This window comes from Paraburkholderia sp. Ac-20342, from assembly GCF_017104985.1.
GTDB lineage: Bacteria > Pseudomonadota > Gammaproteobacteria > Burkholderiales > Burkholderiaceae > Paraburkholderia.
On sequence record NZ_JAAGPQ010000054.1, the window covers coordinates 1 to 25,539 of the forward strand.

General features: G+C 64.2%; 22 protein-coding genes and 1 pseudogene. 13 read left to right on the top strand and 10 right to left on the bottom strand.

Going from position 1 to position 25,539, the window contains the following annotated elements; all coding sequences use genetic code 11:
* Both G3N58_RS21285 and G3N58_RS21290 read right to left on the bottom strand, forming a co-directional pair.
* Positions 1-659 (bottom strand): annotated as a pseudogene (locus tag G3N58_RS21285) (cobalamin biosynthesis protein CobT); the annotation flags it as partial.
* Positions 660-719: 60 nt separating this feature from the next.
* The gene (locus G3N58_RS21290) at positions 720-1,985 is read right to left on the bottom strand and encodes an AAA family ATPase (protein WP_206000142.1); all 1,266 of its coding nucleotides are present in this window, start codon (positions 1,983-1,985) and stop codon (positions 720-722) included.
* A 326-nt stretch (positions 1,986-2,311) separates the two neighbouring features.
* Here G3N58_RS21290 and G3N58_RS21295 point away from each other — a divergent pair, with 326 nt between their 5' ends.
* From G3N58_RS21295 to G3N58_RS21305, 3 genes are all read left to right on the top strand, one after another.
* Positions 2,312-2,557: a DUF6723 family protein gene (locus G3N58_RS21295; RefSeq protein ID WP_167041851.1), complete on the top strand. Its 246-nt coding sequence runs from the start codon at positions 2,312-2,314 to the stop codon at positions 2,555-2,557.
* Positions 2,558-2,843: 286 nt separating this feature from the next.
* Complete coding sequence (tkt, locus tag G3N58_RS21300; protein WP_206000143.1) at positions 2,844-4,919, top strand: transketolase; 2,076 nt, start codon at positions 2,844-2,846, stop codon at positions 4,917-4,919.
* Positions 4,920-5,053: 134 nt separating this feature from the next.
* Positions 5,054-5,353, top strand: coding sequence for a hypothetical protein (locus tag G3N58_RS21305; RefSeq protein WP_206000144.1), 300 nt, complete (start codon positions 5,054-5,056; stop codon positions 5,351-5,353).
* Positions 5,354-5,525: 172 nt separating this feature from the next.
* Here G3N58_RS21305 and zapE read toward each other — a convergent pair whose 3' ends face one another.
* Both zapE and G3N58_RS21315 read right to left on the bottom strand, forming a co-directional pair.
* The gene (zapE, locus tag G3N58_RS21310) at positions 5,526-6,623 is read right to left on the bottom strand and encodes a cell division protein ZapE (RefSeq protein WP_206000145.1); all 1,098 of its coding nucleotides are present in this window, start codon (positions 6,621-6,623) and stop codon (positions 5,526-5,528) included.
* Between the two features lie 287 nt (positions 6,624-6,910).
* Positions 6,911-7,813: a YihY/virulence factor BrkB family protein gene (locus tag G3N58_RS21315; RefSeq protein WP_167281725.1), complete on the bottom strand. Its 903-nt coding sequence runs from the start codon at positions 7,811-7,813 to the stop codon at positions 6,911-6,913.
* Between the two features lie 616 nt (positions 7,814-8,429).
* Between G3N58_RS21315 and G3N58_RS21320 the strand changes: the two genes are divergently transcribed.
* The 5 genes from G3N58_RS21320 to G3N58_RS21340 all read left to right on the top strand — a co-directional run bounded on the left by G3N58_RS21320 (position 8,430) and on the right by G3N58_RS21340 (position 15,170).
* Entirely contained in the window at positions 8,430-8,888 is a 459-nt protein-coding gene (locus tag G3N58_RS21320) for a response regulator (protein WP_167041866.1), read from the top strand.
* Positions 8,889-8,998: 110 nt separating this feature from the next.
* A complete protein-coding gene (locus tag G3N58_RS21325) occupies positions 8,999-9,136 on the top strand; it encodes a hypothetical protein (protein ID WP_205988563.1) in 138 nt (45 codons plus the stop codon).
* Positions 9,137-9,204: 68 nt separating this feature from the next.
* The gene (gene glgX / locus G3N58_RS21330) at positions 9,205-11,424 is read left to right on the top strand and encodes a glycogen debranching protein GlgX (protein ID WP_206000146.1); all 2,220 of its coding nucleotides are present in this window, start codon (positions 9,205-9,207) and stop codon (positions 11,422-11,424) included.
* A gap of 298 nt (positions 11,425-11,722) precedes the next feature.
* Positions 11,723-13,870, top strand: a complete 2,148-nt coding sequence (locus G3N58_RS21335; RefSeq protein WP_206000147.1) for a hybrid sensor histidine kinase/response regulator — start codon at positions 11,723-11,725, stop codon at positions 13,868-13,870.
* 256 nt (positions 13,871-14,126) lie between these two features.
* Positions 14,127-15,170: a ShlB/FhaC/HecB family hemolysin secretion/activation protein gene (locus G3N58_RS21340; RefSeq protein ID WP_346778284.1), complete on the top strand. Its 1,044-nt coding sequence runs from the start codon at positions 14,127-14,129 to the stop codon at positions 15,168-15,170.
* Positions 15,171-15,185: 15 nt separating this feature from the next.
* Here the strand turns inward: G3N58_RS21340 and G3N58_RS21350 are convergent, their stop codons facing one another.
* From G3N58_RS21350 to G3N58_RS21360, 3 genes are all read right to left on the bottom strand, one after another.
* Entirely contained in the window at positions 15,186-16,205 is a 1,020-nt protein-coding gene (locus G3N58_RS21350) for a class I fructose-bisphosphate aldolase (protein ID WP_206000148.1), read from the bottom strand.
* Positions 16,206-16,491: 286 nt separating this feature from the next.
* The gene (locus G3N58_RS21355) at positions 16,492-16,911 is read right to left on the bottom strand and encodes a secondary thiamine-phosphate synthase enzyme YjbQ (protein ID WP_206000149.1); all 420 of its coding nucleotides are present in this window, start codon (positions 16,909-16,911) and stop codon (positions 16,492-16,494) included.
* A gap of 227 nt (positions 16,912-17,138) precedes the next feature.
* Positions 17,139-17,459, bottom strand: coding sequence for a thioredoxin family protein (locus G3N58_RS21360; protein WP_167041881.1), 321 nt, complete (start codon positions 17,457-17,459; stop codon positions 17,139-17,141).
* A gap of 305 nt (positions 17,460-17,764) precedes the next feature.
* On the opposite strand from G3N58_RS21360, the gene G3N58_RS21365 reads away from it, so the two are divergent.
* Positions 17,765-18,061 carry a DUF2628 domain-containing protein gene (locus G3N58_RS21365; protein WP_167041883.1) on the top strand — a complete coding sequence of 99 codons (297 nt, stop codon included), beginning with the start codon at positions 17,765-17,767 and terminating at the stop codon, positions 18,059-18,061.
* 207 nt (positions 18,062-18,268) lie between these two features.
* On the opposite strand, the gene G3N58_RS21370 is transcribed toward G3N58_RS21365, so the two are convergent.
* Both G3N58_RS21370 and G3N58_RS21375 read right to left on the bottom strand, forming a co-directional pair.
* Positions 18,269-18,496, bottom strand: coding sequence for a hypothetical protein (locus tag G3N58_RS21370; RefSeq protein ID WP_206000150.1), 228 nt, complete (start codon positions 18,494-18,496; stop codon positions 18,269-18,271).
* Positions 18,493-18,681 carry a hypothetical protein gene (locus G3N58_RS21375; RefSeq protein WP_206000167.1) on the bottom strand — a complete coding sequence of 63 codons (189 nt, stop codon included), beginning with the start codon at positions 18,679-18,681 and terminating at the stop codon, positions 18,493-18,495. Before G3N58_RS21375 ends, G3N58_RS21370 begins: the two co-directional genes overlap by 4 nt.
* Before the next feature lie 116 nt (positions 18,682-18,797).
* On the opposite strand from G3N58_RS21375, the gene G3N58_RS21380 reads away from it, so the two are divergent.
* From G3N58_RS21380 to G3N58_RS21390, 3 genes are all read left to right on the top strand, one after another.
* Positions 18,798-20,141 carry a sugar efflux transporter gene (locus G3N58_RS21380; protein ID WP_205988571.1) on the top strand — a complete coding sequence of 448 codons (1,344 nt, stop codon included), beginning with the start codon at positions 18,798-18,800 and terminating at the stop codon, positions 20,139-20,141.
* Positions 20,142-20,462: 321 nt separating this feature from the next.
* A complete protein-coding gene (gene gnd / locus G3N58_RS21385) occupies positions 20,463-21,560 on the top strand; it encodes a phosphogluconate dehydrogenase (NAD(+)-dependent, decarboxylating) (protein WP_206000151.1) in 1,098 nt (365 codons plus the stop codon).
* Positions 21,561-21,736: 176 nt separating this feature from the next.
* A complete protein-coding gene (locus tag G3N58_RS21390; RefSeq protein ID WP_167041895.1) occupies positions 21,737-22,432 on the top strand; it encodes an HAD family hydrolase in 696 nt (231 codons plus the stop codon).
* Positions 22,433-22,497: 65 nt separating this feature from the next.
* Here the strand turns inward: G3N58_RS21390 and G3N58_RS34535 are convergent, their stop codons facing one another.
* Complete coding sequence (locus tag G3N58_RS34535) at positions 22,498-22,626, bottom strand: hypothetical protein (protein ID WP_275691437.1); 129 nt, start codon at positions 22,624-22,626, stop codon at positions 22,498-22,500.
* A gap of 509 nt (positions 22,627-23,135) precedes the next feature.
* Between G3N58_RS34535 and G3N58_RS21395 the strand changes: the two genes are divergently transcribed.
* Positions 23,136-25,529, top strand: coding sequence for a phosphoketolase family protein (locus G3N58_RS21395; RefSeq protein WP_206000152.1), 2,394 nt, complete (start codon positions 23,136-23,138; stop codon positions 25,527-25,529).
* Positions 25,530-25,539 lie beyond the last annotated feature (10 nt).

The window sequence follows — 25,539 nt, forward strand, 5'->3', positions numbered from 1 at the left end:
TCGATGGGATCGGCCGTGAACATCATGCTGTTCGCCTCGCCGGCCGACAATGCCCGCACGCGCGCGACGAGATCGTGCGCGACCGCGATGCTGCGCGCGGTCGAACCGCTCGCGCGGGCTTCGTGCAGCAAATCCTGCGACGCGTGCAATGCCGCCAGCAGCGAACGAACCGCCTCGGTGCGGGTCGGTGCTTCGTCCCACAATGTGCGCTCGACGAGCCACGCGAGCCGGTCGCGCCAATGCAGCTTCGGCCAGCGTTGCCGCACACGTTCGGCCGTATGCGCGCGCAATGCGCCGATGAACCAGCGCGCGCCCGGATATTCGTCGAGCAGTTGCGCGCAGACGCGACGATCGTCGATCACCTGCGCGAGCTTTGCCGTGATGCCTTGCGGCAGCGCATCGAGTTGCGCGAGCGACGCATGTTTGGCGCGCGCGACGAGCAGATCGAGATAGCCGATCAATACATCGCGCTCGACACCGCCATCGCGTTCGTAATCGGGAATCACGATGCGGCCGGGTTCGACGCGCGGCCCATCGGGACTGAACACGACGGTCACGCCGTATTGCCCGGTCAGCACGCGCGCGACCTTGCCGAGCGTCGATTCGAATGCGAAGCCCTGTGCGTTGCGCGAGGTGGGGGCGGGGTGCCGTGCGTTCATCGCCGCGCTTCCGTGTCGTTCATCCGTGCCGTTCTTCCGTATCGCTTCCGCTCCCGGCGCTCAGATAGCCGGCGCGATGTGATGACGGACGATGCCGCGAATCAGCGCGGCATCCTCGGGCGTTACCTTCGCGTAAATGGCCGGACCCGCCGCGCGCTCCGGATCGCCGGTGCGCAGCATCAGTTCGGCCCAGTCGAGCAGCCGGCGCGTCGAGAAGGCGCTCGACAGGTCTTCGCGCGCGAACGCGGCGCGGCAGTCGGCGGCGATCGCGGCAAGCGTGACGGCGAGCGCGCGCGTCATATACGGCGCGAGCGTGCGCAGCAGCACGTCGGTTTCCTCGGCCGGCGTCAGATAGTCGAGCAGGTAGACGCGCCAGCGATCGAGAAAGGCCTCGTTCATCAGATTCGCGCCCTGGTACAGATGGCGGAACTGGCTCATCGCGCCGACCGCGTTCGCGGTCGCGAAGAGGCGGAACGCCGGATGCGGGGCGACGATCTCGTTGCCTTTCTCCTTCAGCACGAGACGGCCTTGCGGTTCGAGCACGGCGGTCAGCGCGGCGAGAATCGACGGTTCGGCGAAGTCGATTTCATCGACGATCAGCCACAGGCCCTCGCGCATCGCCGTGGGCAGCACGCCGTCGACCCACAGGGTCTCGCCGCCCTTGACGGTCCAGAAGCCGACGAAATCGCCGACCGTCGTCTGTCCGTTCATGTTCGAGCGCAGCACGCCGTGCCGCGCCCGCGCGGCAACCTGTTCGATGAGGCTCGTCTTGCCCGCGCCCGTGTGGCCGATCAGCATCACGCGGCGGTTCTCGACGATGTCGGCCACGATGTCGTTAAAGCGCGCCGAAAACAGATAGGCAGGATTCATGCGCGGCACGAGCGGGTGGGGCATGCCGCAAGGGACGTCGACGTCGCCGATGCGCACGGTGCCGTGCGCTTCGGCCTGCGTTGCTGCGTCGGCTTCCCCGGACCCGCGCGACTGCTCCGCCAGCCTCTTCGCGCTGGCCCGCTGCAACTCCGGCATGAAGGCGACGCGCGTCCGCGCATCGGGATCGTTGCCGGCCGCGCCGCTGTCGATCGCAAAACCCTCGCGGCGCCACTTCTTCTGCTTGGCCCGCAGATTTTCCGCATCGACGACGAGATCGATATCGACCCCGCCCGCGCCGTTCCCGTCGTCGACACCGTGTTCGAGGCGATAGGTCTCGGGCCGGTCGGCCACGCTCACGCGCCACCATTCGGCGCCGGTCTGCGTCGCGCGCCGATAGAGGCCGAGGTTTTCGTCCTTGTTTCCGTCTTCGCTTTCAGGCAGGTCGGGCATGCTCATGGCAAAAAAATGTCGAATGACAAACGATGTTTTGATTTGGCTCGGGCCGGTTTGCCGACTATCTTATCTTGGGCGGCTTTCGAACGCCTGCGTGTCGCGAATCCGTCCGGTTCTTCCGCTTTCAATACCCAGGCTTTCCGCCGCGAGAGTGCGCCCGTCGTTGAGTGCGCGTGTGCATGTGCGTGTATGAGCGAGCCGAGCTGCGAGGAACGGGTATTGCTTGCCTTCGTCGCGCGCGAGATCGCGATCTGGCGAAGTGCGTACGCGGCAGTGGATATCGCCGCAACGGGGCCGCATGGATGGGAAACCCAGGACGAGGCATGCACATGGCAAGACACAAGGCCGACGTGGCTGACGACGACTTCGAGATTTACGCCAGCTATCATGGAACCGGCGACGGACGTTACATAGGTGGACTGAAGGTCGTCAGAAAGGCTGACCGGAAAGTGCTGTTTCCATTCGACGGCGCGCCGCAGATCGGCCCCTACGCGACCGCCGACGAAGCGCGGCGAGCGGCGATCGACTACGGCCGCGAGATCGTCGCGGCGGATCGCGCGTCGCCGGAGAGTTGAGCGGTTGAGCGACGGGGGCGTGCAATCAGGGCGACCCGCCACGCAACGGCCCATGTTGGCGGCCATGTGAATGCGTGCAGATTCACGCATATCGGCGCATCATCGGTGAGCTTCGCCGCGATTTTTCATACGTGTGCTCCCGTGCGTGAGTTTTCGCGCGCTGTCCCCGGCATGCTTTTGCGCATGTTCCCACGCGAGCTTCCACGTCGATCCCATGCGCCGGTACGCGCGAGCGCCGCGCCGTGCGTTCCGGCTGTCCTCCGAATTGCCGAACAAGGAGCGTCCCATGCAAAACGATCCCGCCCTCGATCAGCTGTGCATCAACACGATCCGCACGCTGTCGATGGACGCCGTGCAGAAAGCCAATTCCGGCCACCCCGGTACGCCGATGGCATTGGCGCCGGTCGCGTACCAGTTGTGGCAACACCATCTGCGCTACGACCCGGACGAACCGTTGTGGCCGAATCGCGACCGCTTCGTGCTGTCGGTCGGGCATGCGTCGATGCTGCTGTATTCGCTGCTGCATCTGGCCAACGTGAAGGCCGTCGACGAGCACGGCCAGCCCACCGGCGGGCCGGCCGTATCGCTCGACGACATCGAGCATTTCCGCCAGCTCGGCAGCAGGACGCCGGGCCACCCCGAGTACCGCATGACCACCGGCGTCGAGACGACCACGGGACCGCTCGGCCAGGGGCTCGGCAACAGCGTCGGCATGGCGATGGCCGCGCGCTGGTACGAGAACCGTTTCAACAAGACCGACGCGCCGCTGTTCGATTACCGCGTCTACGCGCTATGCGGCGACGGCGACATGATGGAAGGCATCTCGCACGAAGCGGCCTCGCTCGCGGGGCATCTGAAGCTGTCGAACCTGATCTGGATTTACGACAGCAATCGCGTGACGATCGAAGGCCATACGGACCTCGCGTATAGCGACGATGTCGAGAGCCGTTTTCGCGGCTATCGCTGGCACACGCTGCACGTCGACGATGCGAACGACACGGCCGCGCTCGAAGCGGCGCTCGTCGAGGCGAAGAGCGTGCAGGACCGGCCGACGCTGATCGTGGTGCATAGCCTGATCGGCTGGGGCGCGCCGCATAAGCAGGACACGGCGGCCGCGCACGGCGAACCGCTCGGCGTCGAAGAAGTCGCGCTCGCGAAGCAAGCCTACGGCTGGCCCGAGGATAAATTCTTCTACGTGCCGGATGGCGTGCACGAACGCTTTGCGCAAGGTTTCGGCGCGCGCGGCAAGGCGGCGCGCGAGCAATGGCAGACGCAATACGAAACCTATAAGAAGACGTATCCGGACCTCGCGCGCGAATTCGCGCAGATCGAAGCACATGAATTGCCGCAGGGCTGGGACAGCGACATCCCGAGTTTCGAGGCCGACGCGAAGGGCATCGCCACGCGCGAATCGTCGGGCAAGGTGCTCAATGCGATTGCCGCGCGCGTGCCGTGGCTGCTCGGCGGCGCGGCGGATCTTTCCCCGTCGACGAAAACCAACCTCAAATTCGAGGGCGCGGGCAGTTTCGAAGCGGACGACTATGGCGGCCGCAATCTGCACTTCGGCATTCGCGAGCACGCGATGGGCGCGATCGTGAACGGCCTCGCGCTATCGAATCTGCGGCCGTACGGCTCGACGTTCCTGATTTTCAGCGACTACATGAAGCCGCCGATTCGGCTCTCGGCGATCATGGAAGTGCCGGCCATCTATGTGTTCACGCACGATTCGATCGGCGTCGGCGAGGACGGTCCGACGCATCAGCCGATCGAGCAGCTTGCGTCGTTGCGCGGCGTGCCGGGACTCACGGTGCTGCGCCCCGCCGATGCGAACGAGGCGGCCGAGGCGTGGCGCGTTGCGCTCGCGCATCCGCGCAGGCCGTCGTGTCTGGTTCTGACGCGCCAGCCGCTGCCGACGCTCGACCGCCAGCGCTATGCGGCCGCGAGCGGCGTGCAGCACGGTGCCTATGTACTCGCCGATGCCCCCGCCGGCGAGAAGCCCGCGGTGATTCTGATGGCGAGCGGCAGCGAAGTTTCGATCTGCGTCGACGTGTACGAGAAGCTCAAGGGCGAGGGCATCGCGGCGCGCGTGGTGTCGATGCCGTCGTGGGACATCTTCGAGCGCGAGGACCAGGTGTATCGGGAGTCGGTGCTGCCCGCCGACGTCGAGGCGCGCGTTGCGGTCGAACAGGCCGCGGCGCTTGGCTGGGATCGCTACGCGGGACAGTTCGGCGCGCAGGTCGTCATGCATACGTTCGGTGCATCGGCGCCGCTGGCCGATCTGAAGAAGAAATTCGGCTTTACGCCGGAGCGGGTGTATGAGGCGGCGAAGCAGCAGATCGAGAGGGTACGGGTCGGTGCGTAGCAGCGCACCGACCAGGTCCAGCAATTTCTGGCCGGGCCGTTATTGAGATTCACCGTTGACCGAGCGTGCTATAAGGTGCCATTTTTTCAGGTACCCGGCAGCGCGTTGCACGCTGACGGTACGGTGGAGATTCGATGAAACGGATAGTCTGGTGTACTGCACGTGTGCTGGCATTCCTCGGCGCGTCGGTAGCCGGCGGTTGGTGGCTGGGAGAACTTCTCTCGCCGTTTTCCTTTGACATGCCGTATTGGCTCGATGTCACTATTCGGGCCGGTATGCACCTGGCGGGCGTACCCGACCCGCTTGATCCCGATGACATCGAGACAATCGGCCTTTTTCTGTTATTCCTCACGTACTGCATTGTCGTCGCGGTTGTATTGTCGAGTGCTCTCTTCATATTGAAACGGCATCTGAAGAAGCATCGTACTGGCTAATCAATTCGCCGGAATCGTCACCACCGGTGCCTTACTGCTCGTATCGGCTTCCGCGAGCGCCATCAGATTCCGTACGACCGTGAACGCGTATTTCGAATCGAAATGCAAGATTTACATGAACCCGAAGCGCCCGATGTGGCGTGTGCGATCTATGCGGCACCGTGTACCGTGTTCACGATGCGTCGACAGCGTTCATGCTGTTGTCGTCGCGTGTTCCATCGAGCGTGCTGCGATACGCGCGCGACTGCATTTCCGCCAGCCGGCTCAGCGTGCGCGACAAATCATGCGCGCCTTCGAGCCCGACGAGCGCCGACTCGATCGGTTGATCTGAAGCGATGAACAGCGCGCGCTTGCGATCGTAGACGATGTCGATAAGCCACACGAGCCGCTGCAACGTATGCGACTGCGCAAGCGCGACCGTATCCAGATTGTCGACGATGATCCCTTGCCATTGCCCGGCGAGATCGAGGTAGTCGAGGTGCGAACGGCTTGCCACGCAGAGCGGCTCGAAGTCCGCCCACAGCAGTGCATTGCCCGCGGCGCGCGCGGCAAGCGGCCGGCCCGCCGCGCTGAGCGTGACCGGTTCGATACGCGCGTCGCGTTCATGATGCGCGAAGATAGCGCGCAGCGCCGCATGGCTCGCCGCGTCGAGCGGCGCAAAGAAACGCGGCACCTCTGCCGCCTCGCCGCCGAAGCGATAATCGCGCGCGCCATCGAAATGGATGACGGTGAAGCAGCGCTTGATCTGCGCAATGCTCGGCAGGAAACGCTCGTGAAACTCGGGGTCGGGCAGCAGATCGTCGGGTGCGTAGTTCGACGTGAGCACGATGCGCGTGCCGAGGCCGATTGCGGTATCGAGAAAGCGGCCCATCAGGAAGGCATCGGCAATGTCGTGTACATGGAATTCGTCGAAGCACAGCAACTCGATGCCGTCGAGCCATTGCCGTGAGACATCGCCGAGACGGTCGTCGCTGCGCGGCGCATTGACGAGCCGCCGGTTCATCTCGCGCAGAAATTCGTGGAAGTGCAGACGCCGTTTGCGGCACGGCGCGAGTTCGAACACCGTATCGACGACGAGGCTTTTGCCGCGTCCGGGCAGCCCGTGGCAATAGACGCCTTGCGAGGCAAATGCGGACGAAGACCATGCACGCCGAGCATGCTGCTGTGCGCCGAGCAGCGCCGCGAGCGCGCCGATTGCTTCGCGCTGGCGCGTATCGGGCGTGATGTCGCGAGCGTCGAGCGCGCGCGTGATGCGGGTTTCGTCAAGCATCGGCACGCGTGATTAACGGAGTCACGCCGAACGTCTTGGCTTCAGTCTGGAGAAATTGCGGCATGTGTGTGAGGGCAGGGACGTAGTGGCATGCAACAGGCGGCATGCAGTAAGCACATGCAATGCGCGCGTTATTTTAACAGCCGCCTCCCGATGCCTGCCCCCTGCGATGCGTCGAACTTCGCATGGTCTTTCATTGCGCATGGTTCCCACATAACGCGACAAACAGCGAGAAACAGGCGGTGTTGCTCGCGGCAAGTTTCGTTCGCTCCGTTCGAGCAATACCCTCAGCCCGTTTCTATGCGCGGTTGCGGCGCATCGAGCGGTTCATGACCGAAGCGCTCGTATTGCGAAATCACCTGCGCGCCAAACAGCAGCAGCGTGGCGAGCCATTCGAAGCTCAGCAGGATCACGATCGCCATCGTCAGCGAGCCGTAGACGAGGCTCACCTGCGAGAGCGTGGCGAAATACCAGACCAGAACGTGCCGCGTGATTTCCCACAACACGCCCGCTACGACGCCGCCGATCAGCGCGTGTTTGATCGAAGGACGCCCGACCGGCATCACGAGATAGATCGAGGTCAGCACGAAGATTTCGCCGGCGAGCCCGAGCACGTACAGCACGATGCGCGAGAAGCCCGCGAGCGGCACGTGCAGGCCGAGCAGTTCGATCCCTTCCGCGCCGATCGTTTCGAGCGCGCTCGACACGCACGTCACGATCAACAGGCCGATGCCGAGACACAGGATGTAGCAGTAAGGCAGCAGCGCCGAGATCAGAAAGTGCCGCCGCTTCACGACGACACGATGCACGAAGATCAGCGACATCGCGTTTTCGAGCACGGTAAACGCGAGCGAACTGAAGAAGATCATCGTGAGCAGCAGTACCCAGCCGATCACTGCGCGATGCTCGAGAAAATTGGCAAGCTCGCGCACGAGCGCATTCGACTGTCCCGGCACGAGCCAGCGCAACAGATGGCCGAGTGCATCGAGCACGAGCGGCTGCGGCACCACGCGCGAGAGCACGATGACGACCAGGATCAGCAGCGGCACGATCGACAGCAGCGCGTAATACGCCACCGCGCCCGCCAGCAGCAGCCCCTGGTTCGCGCGAAAGGCTTTCAGCGTCTGCAACACGAAACGGCCGGGATGTTTGGCGATATACAGCGCATGCTGGTCGAGAAAAAGCGGCATGAAGTCTCGCGATACGGACCGGGGCCGCCGGGTGGCGGCCGCTCCCGGCACGTCTGTTTGCTTTATATACCGTAAGCGGAATATCGTAAGCAGGACCGCGACCCCATGCGCGGCCGCGCCCCGGGAATACAGCTTGCTTATCGCCGTACCGGGCCGGATACCTGTCCGCATATATGAGCCGGCCTATCGTGCGGGATAACCCGCAGAGCGCAAACCCCTAACATGTCGAGCATTTTTTTATCGGCGGCGTCGCTTATGCTGTGGTTATGACCGCTTTATCGATGTGCGCCGCCAAGAGCGCAAGCGGCTTATAAACGACATCCCCTCAATCCGTTTTTAAAACGACATCGTGCCGGGCCCTTGAGCGGGGCGGTCGCACGAGGACAGTGCGTTCGAACGATGGCGCGCATGCGTCTGTCGCGAGCCGTGTCATTTAAACGCCGTAGTGAATTGGCAAGCTGAACCGCATTCCTCGCGGGTATGCGGGCGCGCCGCGTTGGTCGCGGCGTTTGAACGGGGTTAACGGCGAATACAACGATTGCGCAAGGGAGACGGGAGCAGATATTGCCGTGTGGGGCAATGCCCGTCAGAGCGGAATGGAATAAGGCAAGTAAAAATGACGTTCAACGACAGCGTGGATAGCAACGACGACGTGCTCGTGTGGCGGCCGATCCGCTACGCGATGGCCGCGCATCGTCGCGTGCTGGTGGTCGACGACTACCGCGAAGCGGCCGAGGCGTTGCAGATGCTGCTGATCGCCGACGGCTTCGACTGCCGCGCGCTCGATGATCCGTTTGCCGTCTGCGACATGGCGCGCGAATGGCAGCCGTTCGCGGTGGTGCTCGACATCAAGATGCCGGGGCTCGACGGGCTCGAACTCGCGCGCCGGCTGCGCGCTCATTCCCAGACTTCACATATGTTGCTGGTTGCGTGTACGGCATTTGCGTCACGCGAAGACCGCGCGCGCGCGAAAGCCGCCGGCTTCGATGCCCATTGCGCGAAGCCGTTGACGCCCGAGCGTCTGCTGCGCGTGCTCGAATCGGCGGCGGCGCTGCATGTGGCCGGGCCATTGTGAAAGAACGGTTCCGATGAGTTTCCGATTGATCTCCGCTTGATACGGGGCCGCTTTGCCGCGCTCTCGTACCGCCTAGACGTTTGACATTTGTCACGCCCGCAGGAGCTTGCGTGAAGCCCGCAGCGCGGCGAGCGAACGGCAGCGCAAATCAGGCATGGTTTCAGGTCTGCAAATTGCTGCATGAGCGGGCCGGCTGCGCGGCGTGGCTGAATGGCCGCATCGCCGTCCGGCCGCCGACGCTGGAATAGCGGCGAAGCCATACGCAACGAATACCAACGCCGCGATAACGTCCCTCGCGTCCACAGGAACCGCTCCTATGTCAACTCCGGCTCACTACTCGACGCGCATTTCGGAAGGCACGCCGTTTCCGCTCGGCGCGACATGGAACGGCAGCGGCGTCAATTTCGCGCTGTTCTCGGCGCATGCGACGAAAGTCGAACTATGCCTGTTCGATGAAACGGGGCAGCACGAAATCGAGCGCATCGAACTGCCCGAGTACACCGACGAGGTATGGCACGTGTTCGTGCCGAATCTGAAACCGGGCGCGGTCTATGGCTATCGCGTGCATGGTCCTTGCGAGCCGGAGAACGGCCATCGCTTCAATCCGAACAAGCTGCTGCTTGATCCGTATGCGAAAGCGCACATCGGCGAACTGAAGTGGGCGCCGGAGATTTTCGGCTATACGCTCGACTCGCCGGACGGCGACCTTTCGTTCGACGAACGCGATAGCGCCGCCTTCGTGCCGAAATGCAAGGTGGTCGACGCCAACTTCTCGTGGACGCATCCCGAGCGCAACGCGTTGCCGTGGGAGCGCGTGATTCTTTACGAAACCCACGTGCGCGGCTTGACGAAGCGTCATCCGCAAGTGCCCGAGCATTTGCGCGGCACGTTCGCGGCGCTCGGGCAGCAGGCCGTGCTCGACTACATTCGCGGCCTCGGCGTGACGTCGGTCGAACTGCTGCCGGTCCAGACCTTCGTCAACGACAGCTATCTGCTCGATAAAGGTTTGACGAACTACTGGGGCTACAACACGATCGGCTTCTTCGCGGCCGACCCGCGTTACTTCGCATCGTCGAACGATTCGGTCGGCGAGTTCAAGGAGATGGTCGACCGTTTCCATCAGGCCGACCTCGAAGTGATTCTCGATGTGGTCTACAACCACACGGCCGAAGGCAACGAACGCGGCCCGACGATCTCGTTCAAGGGCATCGACAACGCGTCGTACTACCGTCTGCTGCCCGACGAGGCGCGCTACTACATCAACGATACCGGCACCGGCAACACGCTGAACCTGTCGCATCCGCGCGTGCTGCAGATGGTCACCGACAGCCTGCGCTACTGGGTCACGGAAATGAAGGTCGACGGCTTCCGTTTCGATCTCGCGACGATTCTCGGCCGAGAGACGCATGGCTTCGACGAAGGCGGCGGCTTTCTCGACAGTTGCCGCCAGGACCCGGTGCTCTCCAGCGTGCGGCTGATTGCCGAGCCGTGGGATTGCGGTCCGGGCGGCTATCAGGTGGGCGGTTTTCCGCCGGGCTGGGCCGAATGGAACGACCGCTTTCGCGACACCGTGCGCGAGTACTGGAAAGGCGACGAAGGCAAGGCCGCCGATCTCGCGACACGGCTCACCGCATCGGGCGACAAATTCAATCATCGCGGCCGGCGGCCGTGGGCCAGCGTGAACTTCATCGCCGCGCACGACGGTTTCACGCTCAACGACCTCGTCTCCTACAACGATAAACATAACGAAGCAAATGGTGAAGACAACAAGGACGGCCACTCGGACAATAAATCCTGGAACATGGGCGTCGAAGGACCGACCGACGACGCCGACATCCGCCAGCAGCGCGAGCGCCAGAAACGCAATCTGCTTGCGACCTTGCTGCTGTCGCAAGGCACGCCGATGCTTCTCGCGGGCGACGAATTCGGCCGCACGCAGCGCGGCAACAACAACGCGTATTGCCTGGACAACGAGATCAGCTGGGTCGATTGGGATGCGATCGACGACGATGGCCGCGCGCTGACCGAATTCGTGCGCAATCTGACCACGCTGCGGCATCGTTTGCCGGTGCTGCGGCGCGGCCGCTTTCTCACCGGCGAGTACAACGAAGCGCTCGGCGTGACCGATACGCGCTGGCTGTCGCCCGACGGCACCGACATCGCGCACGAGCAGTGGGACGATCCGCAGATGCGCTGCTTCGGCCTCGTGATCGACGGCCGCGCGCAGGCGAGCGGCATTCGCCGCCTCGCTTCCGATGCGACCTTGCTGCTCGTCCTGAACGCGCATCACGACGTGGTCAATTTCACGCTGCCCGAGATTCCCGAAGGCGAACACTGGACCTGTCTCGTCGATACGAACATGCCGGTGCGTGCGGAACTGCCGCAATTCCGCGCGGGCGACGCCTATCAGGTGACGGGCCGCTCGCTGCTGCTGTTCGCGCTCGAAGCGCCGAGCCGCGCGACGCAGCGCGTGTTCGACCGGCTTGAAGAACAGCTCACGTCCGATGAGGGCGCGTCGGCCGCACCGGGTGCCTGACGCTTCGCCGCGTCGCTTGCGCTTGCGGGAGCCGTGCGATGGAGCAGGTGAGCATTCGCAAGTAGCAATCCGTGTGCCTAAGCGTGTGCCTGAGCCATCGCCGGACATGGGCCCGAACCGCGAACCCGATCACGCTGCCGACGCGCTTGGGACAAAACGGGGAAGTGCGGTAAATTCCGGAGTAAAACGAATTAGCGAGCGAACAGCAATACGCGAACCGCACCATGCGAATAGCAGGGCGCGAACTGAGGTGCAATGCTTTCTCTCGTCGTATGTCATTTTCATGGAGTGACTGACCGTGCAGCGTGCGGAACGTGTCGCAGTCGATTTTCCGATGCCTTCGCGCAACTTCGCGGCGACGCGGCGCATGCTGCTGATCGTGCTCGCCGTGTCGATCGTGTTTCCGCTCGTCTGTCTCGCCGGCTATGGCTATTTCGATTACGAGCGCCGCATTGCCGATGCCGACGACGTGATCGACCGGCTCGTGCGCGTGACCGAAGAGCAGGCCGTCAAGGTGCTGGACCTGAACCGGCAGATGGCCTCGCGCATCGTCGATCTGCTCGGCAATTCCGACGACATGCAAATCCGCGTGCAGCAAGCCGGGTTGCATGGGCGCTTGCGCGATATCGGCGGCGATTTTCCGCAAGTGTCGTCGATTGCGCTGGTCGGCGTGAACGGCGATCTGCTCGTATCGAGCCTCGCGTATCCGGCGCCGGCGATGTCGATCGGCCAACGCGACGACTTTCTCGCCGCGAAGGCGATGCGCCCGCAACCGTATTTTTCGCTGCCGATGTACAGCACGCTCTCGAAGACCGACGTGTTCACGACCGCGATCGGCCGCTCGGACACGAACGGCCAGTTTCTCGGCGTGGTCACGGTGGCGTTGCGCAACGCGTACTTCTCGCGCTTCTACCAGGAACTGACCGACGGCGACCCGGCGCTCGCGCTCGGCCTGTATCGCCAGGACGGCAATCTGCTCGTGCGTTATCCGGCGTGGCCGGCCGGCGTCCGCCAACCGATCCACACCGCGTTTACCGCGGCGTTGCGCGACAAGCAGCTGTTCGGCCACGTGCGTCTGACTTCGACCGCCGACGGCATCGAGCGGCTGGTCGCGTTTCGCCGCGTCGGCGACTATCCGCTCTACGTGCTGAGCGCGTACGCGACGTCGTCGATCATGGCCGCATGGCGCAGCCACTTTCTGACCATCGCCGCACTCACGGCCGTGCCGTGCATCGCGATCTGGCTGCTCGTGGTCTATTCGCTGCGTCAGCTCGAAGGCGAGCGCCGTGCGTGGGAGCGCTGGCAGGGCGAGGTCGCGATGCGGCTTTCCGCCGAAGCGTCGAGCCGGCAACTGCTGCGCATGGGCGCGCTCGGCAACCTGGTTGCAAATATCGCGCACGATTTCAACAATCTGCTGATGGTGGTCTCGGCGAACACCGAGCTGGCGCGGCTCAAGCATTTCAACGATGTCGGGAAGGAAGTGCATGCGGTCGCACGCGCGACCGCAGCCGCCGAATCGTTGACGCGGCGTTTGCTGAGCGTCGCGCGCAAGCAGCCGCTCAAGCAGGAGCCGGTCGATCTCGTGCACTGGCTGCCCGCGGCCGCACCGCTGATCGACGCGGCACTCGGCGACACGATCGAGTTTTCGCTCAGGATGCCTGATAACCTGTGGCAGGTGCTGGCCGATCCCACCGACCTCGAATTCGCGATCATGAATCTCGCGGTGAACGCGTCCGATGCGATGCCGCATGGCGGGCGCTTCGTGATCCGCTGTCAGAACAATCGGCTCGTCGGCAGCGACACGCTGCTGCCCGACGGCGAATATGTGCTGATTACCTGCTCCGACGATGGTGAGGGCATGCCCGACGCGGTCGCGCGGCGCGCGTTCGAACCGCTTTTCACGACCAAGCTGCGCGGCTCGGGCACGGGGCTCGGGCTCGCGCAGGTGCTGTCGATGTGCGAGCAGGCGGGCGGCACCGCGAAGATCGACAGCGTGCCGGGCAGCGGCACGGCGGTGCGGCTCTATCTGCCGCGCTATCGCGAGCGTGGCGCAGCGGCCGCGAGCGCCGATGCGCAGCAGCCAGCATTGATGCCCGCCGGCGCCGTGCTGCTCGTCGAGGACAACGAGGACGTTGCGGCGGGCGTGACTGCGGTGCTCGAAACCTTCGGCTGCGAGGTGCGCCACGAACCGACCGCCGATCAGGCGCTCGACGTGCTGAGCGGCGGCGCCCGCTTCGAACTCGTGCTGTCCGACATCCAGATGCCGGGCAAGCTCAACGGCATCGACCTCGCAGAGAGAGTCCGCAGCGCGTGGCCGTCGCAGAAGATCGCACTGATGACCGGTTACGCCGACGAACTCGAACGCGCGCGCCGGCTTGGCGTGGCGATTCTCGCGAAGCCCTTCGATATCGACGAGCTGCATGCGTTGGTGGCGTGCGGGGCGTAGCGGGTTGTATCGGTGCCGGCTGCGCTATATGCTGGCGATAATTTCCTGAAAATTCGATATTCCGTCTTTGATAAATTCTACGGAAATCCGAATTTTATTTTCTCTTTTTTATTTTAATTTATCCGAATATATCAATCAGATTCGCCCTATTTATAATTATATTTCCATATACGCATAAAAGTTGACGCTTGTTTGTAATTCGATTTTCTGATTTGAGTTAATTTCCATTCAATCGGATAAATCGAAGCAACAGGCAATGAATCAGAATACGTTTCGGCTGGTATATAGCCGGATTCGGGGCATGCTGGTCGCCGTGGCCGAAACCGCCAGCGCGGCAGGCAAAGCGGATTCGGGTGAAACCCGTCCTCATCGTCCCGCAGCACAATTCCCGGAAATCTCGCTGTTTGCGCTCAGGCCCGCGGTTTTCGGCGCGCTGCTCGCGTTTGGCGCGGCGCCCGTGCCCGTCGACGCGCAAGTGGTCGGCGCGGGTGCGCATGCGCCAACGGTCATCCAGACGCAGAACGGTTTGCCGCAAGTCAATATCAACAAGCCGGGTGGCGCGGGGGTTTCGGTCAACACGTATTCGCAATTCGACGTGCAAAAGCCGGGCGTGATTCTGAATAACTCGCCGACCATCGTTCAGACGCAGCAGGCGGGGCAGATCAACGGCAATCCGGATCTGTCGCCGGGACAATCGGCGCGGATCATTCTGAATCAGGTCAATAGCAATTCACCGAGTCAATTGCGTGGTTATCTCGAAGTCGCCGGCAATAAAGCGGAAGTGGTGGTGGCGAACGGCTCGGGCATCGTCGTCGATGGCGGCGGCTTCATCAATACGACGCGCGGCATTCTGACGACCGGCACGCCACGGCTCGACGCCAGCGGCAATCTGACCGGCTTCGACGTGGCGGTCGTCGCGGGCGGCAACCTGACGGCGACCACGGTGAACTATATCGACGATCTGACGATCGGCAGCCGCTACACGGTGCGCGGCTTCGACGGCGAAACGATGCTTGCCGCCGAGCGTGGCTTCTTCTGGCGCAATGAATTGCAATGGCCGATCGGCGCCACCGGCCAGTCGCTATACGCAGGTCTCGACTACGGCCATGTGTTCGGCCCGAACGCGGCCTATCTCGCCGGATCGCAACTCGCGGGTGCGGTGATCGGCGTGAAGGGCAGCGTATCGGCAAAGGCGGGCGCGCTTGCCTATGATCTGTTCGCCGGCACACCGGTCTATAAACCGTCAGGATTTCCAACTACGCGCGTCACGCTCGGCTTTCAGCTGACTTCGCAGTTCTAGGCAATCCGCGGACGCTCACTCTTTCTCCATCCCCGCCTCATACCGTCCCAACGCCGCCGCTCCATTGAGCCGCGCGCGCTTGAGCAGCGCCTGCTGCGCGACCGCCACATTCCCCGCCTGTCCACCCCAGGCCTGCAACGGCGGCTCCTGCAATGCACGTCCATACGAGAAGCTCAAATTCCACGGCAATCGTCCAAGCCGGTTCATCGCATCGAGATTCGCGGTCGCTTCCTCGGGAGATTGCCCGCCCGACAGAAACACGATGCCCGGCACCGCCGAGGGCACCGTGCGCTTGAGCACGCGCACGGTCGCCGCGGCAATCTCAGCGGTCGTCGACGGTTGCGCGTGTTCCGAGCCGGCCAGCACCATGCTCGGCTTCAGCAGGATATGTTCGAGCACCACGCGATGCCGATGCAGCGCATGAAAAACCTCGTGCAACACGGCCTCGGTCACTTCCGCGCTGCGCCCGATCGTATGCTCGCCGTCCATCAGCACTTCGGGTTCGACGATCGGCACGATGCCGGCTTCCTGGCTGATCGCCGCATAGCGCGCGAGCGAATCCGCGTTCGCCTCGATCGCGAGCCGGCTCGGCAGGCTCGCCGTGATGTTGTAGACCGCGCGCCATTTCGCAAAGCGCGCGCCTTGCCGTTTGTAATCGACGAAGCGTTTGGCGAGGCCGTCGAGCCCTTCGGTGATTTCGTCGCCCGGCGCGAGCGCGAGCGGCACCTTGCCGAGATCGACCTTGATGCCGGGCACGATGCCGTTGGCGGCGGCGACTTGCGGGAACGGCGTACCGTCGTCGGCTTGCTGGCCGAGCGTTTCCGCGTAGAGAATCACGCCGCTCACGAAGTCGCCGAGGCCGGGCGTCGTGAGCAGCAGGTTGCGATAGGCGCGGCGGTTTTCCTCGGTCGATTCGAGGCCGATCGTCCTGAAGCGTTTGGCGATGGTCGGGCCGCTTTCGTCGGCGGCGAGCAGGCCCTTGCCGGGTTGGACCATCGCGTCGACGGTGGCTTGCAGTTCGCTACGGGTATCCATGAGAGGTGCTCCCTTAGGTTGGCTCCGTTCGATCCGGGGTGCGGTGAAGAGGCGGGGACAGTTTCCTTGGCGCGATGCGTGTGCGTCTGTACGAAAAGAATCAGAAAGCCGAAAAAAGGGCGGTCCGTGTTCAAACTGCCAGGCTCAGACTATCAGGCTTCAGGTTATCCGGCATGGTTGGCGATCGGGCGAGCCAACCGGCCCTCGAACCGTCAGGTCGGTGAACGACCCGATGAACTATCTCGGCGGTCCTCGCATGCCGTGCCTGGAGCGCGCGGGCGCCGCATCATTCGCCGAGCAGATGCAGCACGATATCGCGAGGCTGCGTATGCCGGCGATGTTCGAACAGATACAGCCCCTGCCACGTGCCGAGCACCATCCGTCCGTGTTCGACGGGCACCGACAGTTGCACCTGCGTGAGCGCGGTGCGCAAGTGCGCGGGCATGTCGTCGGGGCCTTCGGTATCGTGCTCGTAGCGCCCGGCGTCTTCGGGCGCGAGGCTCGCGAAGTAGCGTTCGAGATCGCGCTGCACGGACGGGTCGGCATTCTCCTGAATCAGCAGCGAGGCGGCCGTATGGCGGCAAAACAGCGTCAGCAAACCGGTCGTGATGCCCTGATCGGCGACGAAACGGCGCGCTTCATCGGTAAATTCGACGAGCCCGCGACTGCGGGCCTTGATGCTCAGATGGTGAATGGCCTGGCGCATGAGAGACGTGCGATGAACGGGAAACGACAGCAAAGCGGATAGCGGAAACGTGGGCCGATCGCGCCTGCCGGCGATGACTGCCCGCGATGAAGCAGCGAAGCCGAGGCGCGGAACGGCACGGCTCGCCAACTGAACCGAACCACCGAACGGCCAGAAGGCGAGCGCAATGGCACGACAATACCGCGCCGCGACGCGCGCACTGCCGCCTCGATGCGCATCAAAGCCGTTCACAGCGCCGCGAACGCGTCCTCGATATCGGCCGCGCTCGTCGGACGCACCACGCGCGCGAGTTCGGCGCCGTTGCGCATCAGCACGAGCGTCGGCCACAGCTTGACCTTGAACGAGCGGCCGAGCGCGCGGCCGGGGCCGTCCTCGACCTTCAGGTGTCTGAGCCCGGCGTGCGGCCCGAGCGCCTTCGCAATCGATGCCTGCGCGCCCTGGCAATAGCCGCACCAGTTCGTGCCGAATTCGACGACGGTGACGCCCGGCAGCGCGTCGAGTTCGGCGCGCGTGGGGGCTTGCGGGGAATAGGCGGTCGGGGATGTCATGCAGGCTCCGGGTACGGTACGGATGGAGAGATCGCGCGTGCCGCTGGCGCGGTGCTCTTCGCGCCTTGACGACGAATAGGGCGCGAGGCTCGGCGTCGGGATTCGTCAAGCGTAGCAGCTATGCCGCGGGTCGTCATGGAAGGCGGCGCGGGCGGCACGCAGTGCGCTTTCGCTCGGCATTTTGTCGTCATGGCGTGTTAAAAAGCGAAGCGCGTGCCATCGCACCGCCACGCGCCGCCCGCACTCGCGGGAACGGTTCAGGAGCGAATCGGAAACAAATCAGAGCAAGGAATTCAGGAAAGAACATGGAAGCGCGAATTTATCTGCAACGTCCCGGCGCCACGGAAACCGTCGCGGTCGCGACCGGCTTCAGCTGGGGAGCGTGTCTGCTCGGCTTTATCTGGGCGCTGTCGAAGAAAATGTGGTTTGCCGCGTTCGTGATGCTTGCGATCAACCTGATCCTGTTCGCGTTCGGCCTGTGGGGCACAACGGCCGATCTGATCGGACTCGTGCTGTCGGTTGTGTTCGGCATCGCATGCGGTGCGTATGGCAACCGGTGGCATCGCTGGACGCTCGAACAGCGGGGTTATGTCGTGATGTGAGGTGGACGGGGAAGGGCACGCCGCCGGCGCAGCGAATGCGCGCGAAGCACCGCAAGTAGCAGGCGCCTCAGAAAACGGCCCATAACGCACTACGAGGGTTGCCTCGTTGAGCGCACGCGTCCAGCGTGGCCTTCTTCGAGAGATGTTATTGGCAAGCCTGCCGGGTGGTGCGAAAGGGAATCGCTCAGCCTATCTGACCACCTAGGTTCATGCCGGAGGAATCATGGAGACGACCATCCCGAGGAGCAACAGCGCGGGAAGGGCGAGCAGTCCCACCGATTGAAGCGTGCGCACCCAGCGCGTGCTACCCGCATCCTTCCGCAAACCGACCAGGAACGCGACAACGGAGAAGACGCCGATTATCCAGAGCAGATACGCGGCCTCTCCGTCAGCCAGCGCCGCCGCCGAGCCCAGAAACGCAGAACTCGCTATCAATGGTTGAACTCCATGAAATTCCAGCGGTAAAACTCGAAGTATTTCAGGAAATCAGTCCGGGTGGCGCCAGTCGTATTGTTCCTGTCGTCCCAGCCGGTCGAGGCTTGGGTGAATTTCCTGGTTTCGGGCGTCGTGCCGGCGGTCATTCCGGCGTATTTGGGACACCCTCCCAAAAGTTTACGCAACCCGCGCTCCGGGTCGATAATGCCCCGGTCGTTCCGGCCCCGAAGCCCGGGGCCTATCGTGCCGTCAGGCGCCTTGCGGCGTTGTCAGGCCCGCTCCACCCGACCTCACCGCCTCCGTGTTGAAAACTTCGCGTTTTTTCAGCCTGCTTTACATCCCTGGCTTCAAGCCGCTGGCCGCCGCCACCCTCATGCTCGGTGTGGCGATGTCGTTCACCGCTCCGTATCTGTCGCTGTTCGGCGTCGAGCGCGCCGGCATGACGCCGCTCAGGCTCGGCATCTTCATGACGCTGATCGCCGCGAGCGGCGTGCTCGCGAGCACGCTCGCCGGCCGCTGGAGCGATGCGAGCGGGCGGCATCGGCCGCTGCTGCTGGCGGCGCTCGTCGCGGCCGCGCTCGGTTATCTCTCGCTCTGCGTAGTGCGCGATTACCGGCTGCTGCTCGTGGTCGGCATCGTCTTCATTGGCGCGGGCGGCTCGGCGATCTCGATGGTGTTCTCGTTCAGCCGCGCGGCGCTGCCGGTGCCGGACCCCGCCGAGCGCGTGTTCGCGAGCGCGACGTTGCGGACCATTCTGTCGGCGGCATGGGTGTTCGGGCCGTCGGTCGGCGCGCTCGTGCTCGCGGCCACCAGCTTCTACGGGCTGTTCCTGTTCGCGGCCGCGAGCTTCGCGACCTGCGCGTTCATCGTCTGGCGCATGCGCGAGCCGCAAAGCCACTTCGGCGATCACACGGTCGAGGACACCGCCGCGGAGCCGTCCGCGTCGATCACCGTGCCGCCGCTGACCGCGCCGGGCGAGGACGCGCACGAAACGCTGCCGACAGCTTCCGCCAACGACATCATGCGCGCGGTGGCCGCGCTGACGCTGCTCGGCCTCGCCGCGAACGCGACGATGATCGTGCTGCCGCTCTACATCGTGCACGGCCTGAACGGCTCGCATCTCGACGTGTCGGTCATGCTCGGCCTCGGCGCACTGACCGAAATCCCGATGATGCTCGCGCTCGGCGCGAAGTCGTCGTCGCTGCACAAGCCGAACTGGCTCGCCGCGTGCGCGGCGGTGCATGCGGTGTATTTCGTCGCGATGTCGCTGGCGGGCAGCATCAACGTGCTGATCCCGATGCAGATGCTCAACGCGTTCGTGGTCGCCGTGACCTCGTGCCTCGGCATGACCTACGTGCAAGACCTGATGCCGCATGCGCCGGGCCGCGCGACCGCGCTGTTCTTCAACGCGGCGCGGGTCGGCTCGATTCTGTCGGGCGTGCTGTCCGGGCTGCTCGTGCAAGCGTTCAGCTATCGCGGCACGTTCCTGTTCTGCGGCCTGCTCGGGCTGTGCGCGCTCGTGCTGTTCGCGGTGCCGGGGTATCGCTATCCGTTGATGTGGCGCGCGATCCGGCGCTTTGCCGCGGCGCAGTATGCCAGGTGGCTCGCGCGACGCGGGGGGCGCATGCCGGAGCGCAGCGAGTGAAGTGAGTGAGGTGATCTAAAAAAGCAAGGCCTCGGGCGGTCGCGTCACGCGGAAGCCCTCGCGCTCGCGTAGGCTATGCATAGGTTGTGTCGCGACGCCGAGGTCCCGGCGCGGTCATGTTGTCCGGCATGCGCGCATCGGCGCGACTACAGTGATCGATGTGTCACGATGACGTGCCACGGCGCGTGCGTCGTCATGCGACCCGACCGCGGCCAGCGGTCTCCACCATAAAAAAACGGCCGTACGGGGCACGTAACCGCAGCGCCACAGTCAGAAAACCTGTAAATCAGACCCGCAACGCAGCACCTTCCGGAGCGAGATATGCAGCTAGGCATGATTGGATTGGGACGTATGGGCGCCGACATGGTGCGCCGCCTGACGAAGGGCGCTCAGCAATGCGTCGTCTACGACGTGCAGCCGGCGGCGGTGGACCGGCTCAGGCAGGAAGGCATCGCCGGCGAAACCTCGCTTGAGAATTTCGTCGCGCAACTCGACAAGCCGCGCGCCGTGTGGCTGATGGTGCCCGCCGCAGTGGTCGACGAGACGCTCGGCAAGCTCGTGCCGCTGCTCGATCCGGGCGATGTCGTGATCGACGGCGGCAACTCCTACTATCACGACGACATCCGCCGCGCGGAAGAACTCGGCGCGCGCGGACTTCATTACGTCGACGTCGGCACGAGCGGCGGCGTGGCCGGCCGCGAGCGCGGCTACTGCCTGATGATCGGCGGCGAGACCGAAATCGTGCAGCGGCTCGAACCGGTCTTTGCGGCGCTCGCACCGGGCGTCGGCGCGGCGCCACCGACGCCCGGCCGCGCGACGGATCCCGCCAGCAATGCAGTCAATGGCGCGGCCGGGCAAGCCGCCGGCAGCGAAACCCGCCACGCCAGCACTGCCGACCAGGGCTTCCTGCATTGCGGTCCGCACGGCGCGGGGCATTTCGTCAAGATGGTCCACAACGGCATCGAGTACGGGATGATGGCCGCCTATGCCGAGGGCCTCAACGTTCTGCGCCACGCCAACGCCGGCCGCCACACGCGCGAAGCCGATGCGGAAACCTCGCCGCTGCGCCGTCCCGAGCTTTACCAGTACGACCTGAATCTCGCCGAGATCGCCGAAGTGTGGCGGCGCGGCAGCGTGATCGGCTCATGGCTGCTCGATCTGATCGCGGGCTCGCTCGCGGGCGACGCCGAGCTGAAAAACTACGCGGGCCGCGTGTCCGATTCGGGCGAGGGGCGCTGGACCGTCGCGGCCGCGATCGACGAAGGCGTGCCGACGCCGGTGCTGAGCGCCGCGCTGTTCGCGCGTTTCAGCTCGCGCGGCGACGCCGATTTCGCGAACCGCGTGCTGTCGGCGATGCGTCACGATTTCGGCGGCCACGTCGAGAAACCCGCCACGCCGGACGGCGGGCAGAACGGCTAGCGCGCGCTGCAAGCCGGCGACGTGCCCGCCCGCAAACCGTCGGCGAAACGACACCTGAGGACACTTGAGCCGTAGCCTCATGGCGCCATCGGCAAAGCCGATCGGCACAACCCTCGGCAGGATCACCCCGCCCGCGCGACAATGCGCGCGCGAAATCATGGAAAGAAGGAGCCTCAATGCCCGTCACCACCGCCACGCCGCACGACGTCGTGTTTCTGCTCGACTGCGACAACACGCTGCTCGACAACGATCACGTGTTGCAGGACTTGCGCAAACACATGACGCACGAGTTCGGCGAAGAGAACAGCGCGCGTTACTGGGAAATCTTCGAGAACCTGCGCACGGAACTCGGTTACGCCGACTACCTCGGCGCGCTGCAACGCTATCGGACCGAGCATCCGCGCGACACGCGCCTGCTGCTGATGTCCTCGTTCCTGATCGACTATCCGTTTGCGAACCGGCTCTATCCGGGCGCGCTCGACGCGCTGCGGCATCTGGCAACGCGCGGACCGACGGTGATCCTGTCCGACGGCGACGTCGTGTTCCAGCCGCGCAAGGTCGCGCGCTCGGGCCTGTGGGACGAAGTCGACGGACGCGTGCTGATCTACATCCACAAGGAGCTGATGCTCGATCAGGTAATGGAGTGCTATCCGGCGCGCCATTACGTGATGGTCGACGACAAGCTGCGGATTCTCAGCGCGATGAAAAAGACCTGGGGCACGAAATTGACGACGGTCTTTCCGCGCCAGGGGCACTATGCGTTCGATCAGAAGGAGATCGCGAACAATCCGCCCGCCGACGTGACGGTGGAGCGGATCGGCGAGCTGGCGGAGATCGATATCGATACGCTGCTGCGCAGCGCGAAGGCTTAGGCGCGAGTTATCCTGGGTGCGGGCTACGCGCTCATGCCTTCGCGGGCCGGCCGCGAGGCTCGCCGCTAGCCGTGGCCGAACAGCTTGACGACCAGCCCGAACACGCCGATCAGCACGGCAAGCGCGATGCCCGGCAACACGAGCGAGAGGATAAGAACGGTCAGTACTTTGAGGGGACCTTTAGATGTCGACATGGCGGGCTTGATCTGAAACAAGGAGGAGATGGCGAGCATCCGATACCGTGACAATGCGCGGCGGCAATGCATGACAGCCATGCCCGGCGCCTGAAGCACCGGTTGCGCGCGGCACGAAGCCTGTGCAGCTTAATACATTCGCGCCACGCATGGCAGCTTCCGCGCGATTACACCGAATTGCACCAAATTACGCCGGATTGCACCGAACCATGCGACGGCCAGCCTGTCAGATTCCTGACGAGCGCGACCGTGGATCGCCCGCGTGCGCCGCACCGGGCATCCCGTGCCGCCGCGCCGCACTCTGTCGAATCATGCGTTCGTGTCCGTAGTTCGTGTCCGCCCCGCGATGCACCACGCATGACAGCAACGCGCACCCGAAGCCACATCAGACAGCGCGGCCCACGCCCGCTTCACGCCAGCCGCCGCGCGAACATCCGCTGCAACATCCACCGCAACACCTGCTTCAACACCCGCCAACCTGCTTGCAGTCCTTTTCGAGGAGTGACGCCATGGCCGAAGCAACCTCGCATCCCAATCCGCCGCCAGTTCTGGACGCCGACACGCTGCGCAAGATGGACCGCTACTGGCGCGCCTGCAATTACCTGTCGGTCGGCATGATCTATCTGCGCGACAACCCGCTGCTGCGCGAACCGCTGAAGCCCGAGCACATCAAGAACCGGCTGCTCGGCCACTGGGGCTCCGACGCGGGGCAGAGCTTCGTGCTCGTGCATCTGAACCGCCTGATCCGCCAGCTCGATCTCGACGTGATCTTTCTGTCCGGTCCCGGCCATGGTGCGCCCGCGAGTCTCGCGCACTGCTACCTGGAAGGCCGCTACTCGGAAATCTATCCCGACCGCGGCGAGGACGAAGCCGGCCTGCGGCGCTTCTTCCGGCAATTCTCGTTCCCGGGCGGCATCGGCTCGCATTGCACGCCGGAGACGCCGGGGTCGATCCACGAAGGCGGCGAGCTCGGCTACAGCCTTTCGCATGCCTACGGCGCCGCGTTCGACAACCCCGGGTTGATTGTGACCGCGATGATCGGCGACGGCGAGGCCGAAACCGGTCCGCTCGCCACGTCGTGGCATTCGAACAAATTCCTCAACCCGATCCGCGACGGCGCGGTGCTGCCGGTGCTGCATCTGAACGGCTACAAGATCGCCAATCCGACGCTGCTCGCGCGCATTCCGCGCGAGGAACTCGAAGCGCTGCTGGTCGGCTACGGCCACAAGCCGTATTTCGTCGAAGGCGACGATCCCGACACGATGCATCAGCAGATGGCCGCGACGCTCGAACAGGCGATCGGCGAAATCCGCGCGATCCAGCAGCATGCGCGCCAGAACAACGACCCGACGCGGCCGCGCTGGCCGATGATCGTGCTGCGCTCGCCGAAGGGCTGGACCGGGCCGAAGGAAGTCGACGGCCACAAGGTGGAAGGTTCGTGGCGCGCGCACCAGGTGCCGGTGCTCGATCCGGCGACCAACCGCAAGAGTCTGAAGATCGTCGAGGACTGGATGCGCGGCTACGGCCCCGACACGCTGTTCGACGCCAATGGCCGGCTCGTCGCGGAACTGCGCGCGCTCGCGCCCGACGGCGCGCGCCGCATCAGCGCGAATCCGCATGCGAACGGCGGGCTGCTCTGCAAGGCGCTCGACATGCCGCCGTTTCGCGACTACGCGGTGGACGTGAAGAGGCCCGCCGCCTCGTACATCTCGCCCACCGGCGTGCTCGGCACGTTCCTGCGCGACGTGATGCGCAACAACATGACGAACTTCCGCCTGTTCGGTCCCGATGAAACCGCCAGCAACAAGCTGCAGGCGGTCTACGAGGCGTCGGGCAAGACCTGGCTTGCCGGGATGGAGGAGAGCGACGCCGACGGCGGCGAGCTGTCACCCGATGGCCGCGTGATGGAAATGCTCAGCGAACACACGCTCGAAGGCTGGTTCGAAGGCTATACGCTGACCGGCCGCCACGGGCTTTTCGCGACCTACGAGGCGTTCGTCCATGTGATCGACTCGATGTTCAACCAGCACGCGAAGTGGCTCGAAAAAGCCAAGCGCGAACTGGACTGGCGGCAACCGGTGCCGTCGATCAACCTGCTCATCACGTCGCTCGTGTGGCGCCAGGATCACAACGGCTTCACGCACCAGGACCCGGGCTTTCTCGACGTCGTCACGAACAAGAGCCCCGACGTGGTGCGCATCTATCTGCCGCCCGACGCGAACACGCTGCTGAGCGTCGCCGACCACTGCCTGCGTTCGCGCGACTACGTGAACGTGATCGTCTCCGACAAGCAGCCGCATCTGACGTATCTCGACATGAACGCGGCCGTCACGCATTGCACGAAGGGCATCGGCATCTGGGACTGGGCCTCGACCGACCAGGGCGTCGAGCCCGACGTCGTGATCGCCTGCGCGGGCGACATCGCGACGATGGAAGCACTCGCCGCCGTGCAGATTCTCAAGGAACGTTTCGTCGCACTGAAGATCCGCTTCGTCAACGTGGTCGACCTGTTCCGGCTGATGCCCGAGCATGCGCATCCGCACGGGCTGTCCGACCGCGATTTCGATTCGCTGTTTACGACGGACAAGCCCGTGATCTTCAACTTCCATTCGTATGCGTCGCTCGTGCACAAGCTCACGTACAACCGCGCGAATCACGCGAACCTGCACGTGCACGGCTATCGCGAGAAGGGCAACATCAACACGCCGCTCGAACTCGCGATCATCAACGGCGTGGACCGCTTTACGCTCGCGATCGACGCGATCGACCGCGTGCCGGCGCTGCGCGGCGTCGGCGATCATACGAAGGAGTGGCTGCGCGGGCAGATCATCGAGCATCTCGCGTATGCGCACGCCGAGGGCATCGACAAGGAAGACATCCGCAACTGGACGTGGAAAGGCTGAGCGAGGACGC

Excerpts from the sequence above, each read along its gene's own strand:
- G3N58_RS21290 (WP_206000142.1), bottom strand. The coding sequence starts at position 1,985 with ATGAGCATGCCCGACCTGCCTGAAAGCGAAGACGGAAACAAGGACGAA.
- G3N58_RS21295 (WP_167041851.1), top strand. The coding sequence starts at position 2,312 with ATGGCAAGACACAAGGCCGACGTGGCTGACGACGACTTCGAGATTTAC.
- tkt (WP_206000143.1), top strand. The coding sequence starts at position 2,844 with ATGCAAAACGATCCCGCCCTCGATCAGCTGTGCATCAACACGATCCGC.
- G3N58_RS21305 (WP_206000144.1), top strand. The coding sequence starts at position 5,054 with ATGAAACGGATAGTCTGGTGTACTGCACGTGTGCTGGCATTCCTCGGC.
- zapE (WP_206000145.1), bottom strand. The coding sequence starts at position 6,623 with ATGCTTGACGAAACCCGCATCACGCGCGCGCTCGACGCTCGCGACATC.
- G3N58_RS21315 (WP_167281725.1), bottom strand. The coding sequence starts at position 7,813 with ATGCCGCTTTTTCTCGACCAGCATGCGCTGTATATCGCCAAACATCCC.
- G3N58_RS21320 (WP_167041866.1), top strand. The coding sequence starts at position 8,430 with ATGACGTTCAACGACAGCGTGGATAGCAACGACGACGTGCTCGTGTGG.
- glgX (WP_206000146.1), top strand. The coding sequence starts at position 9,205 with ATGTCAACTCCGGCTCACTACTCGACGCGCATTTCGGAAGGCACGCCG.
- G3N58_RS21340 (WP_346778284.1), top strand. The coding sequence starts at position 14,127 with ATGAATCAGAATACGTTTCGGCTGGTATATAGCCGGATTCGGGGCATG.
- G3N58_RS21350 (WP_206000148.1), bottom strand. The coding sequence starts at position 16,205 with ATGGATACCCGTAGCGAACTGCAAGCCACCGTCGACGCGATGGTCCAA.
- G3N58_RS21355 (WP_206000149.1), bottom strand. The coding sequence starts at position 16,911 with ATGCGCCAGGCCATTCACCATCTGAGCATCAAGGCCCGCAGTCGCGGG.
- G3N58_RS21360 (WP_167041881.1), bottom strand. The coding sequence starts at position 17,459 with ATGACATCCCCGACCGCCTATTCCCCGCAAGCCCCCACGCGCGCCGAA.
- G3N58_RS21365 (WP_167041883.1), top strand. The coding sequence starts at position 17,765 with ATGGAAGCGCGAATTTATCTGCAACGTCCCGGCGCCACGGAAACCGTC.
- gnd (WP_206000151.1), top strand. The coding sequence starts at position 20,463 with ATGCAGCTAGGCATGATTGGATTGGGACGTATGGGCGCCGACATGGTG.
- G3N58_RS21390 (WP_167041895.1), top strand. The coding sequence starts at position 21,737 with ATGCCCGTCACCACCGCCACGCCGCACGACGTCGTGTTTCTGCTCGAC.
- G3N58_RS34535 (WP_275691437.1), bottom strand. The coding sequence starts at position 22,626 with ATGTCGACATCTAAAGGTCCCCTCAAAGTACTGACCGTTCTTATCCTC.
- G3N58_RS21395 (WP_206000152.1), top strand. The coding sequence starts at position 23,136 with ATGGCCGAAGCAACCTCGCATCCCAATCCGCCGCCAGTTCTGGACGCC.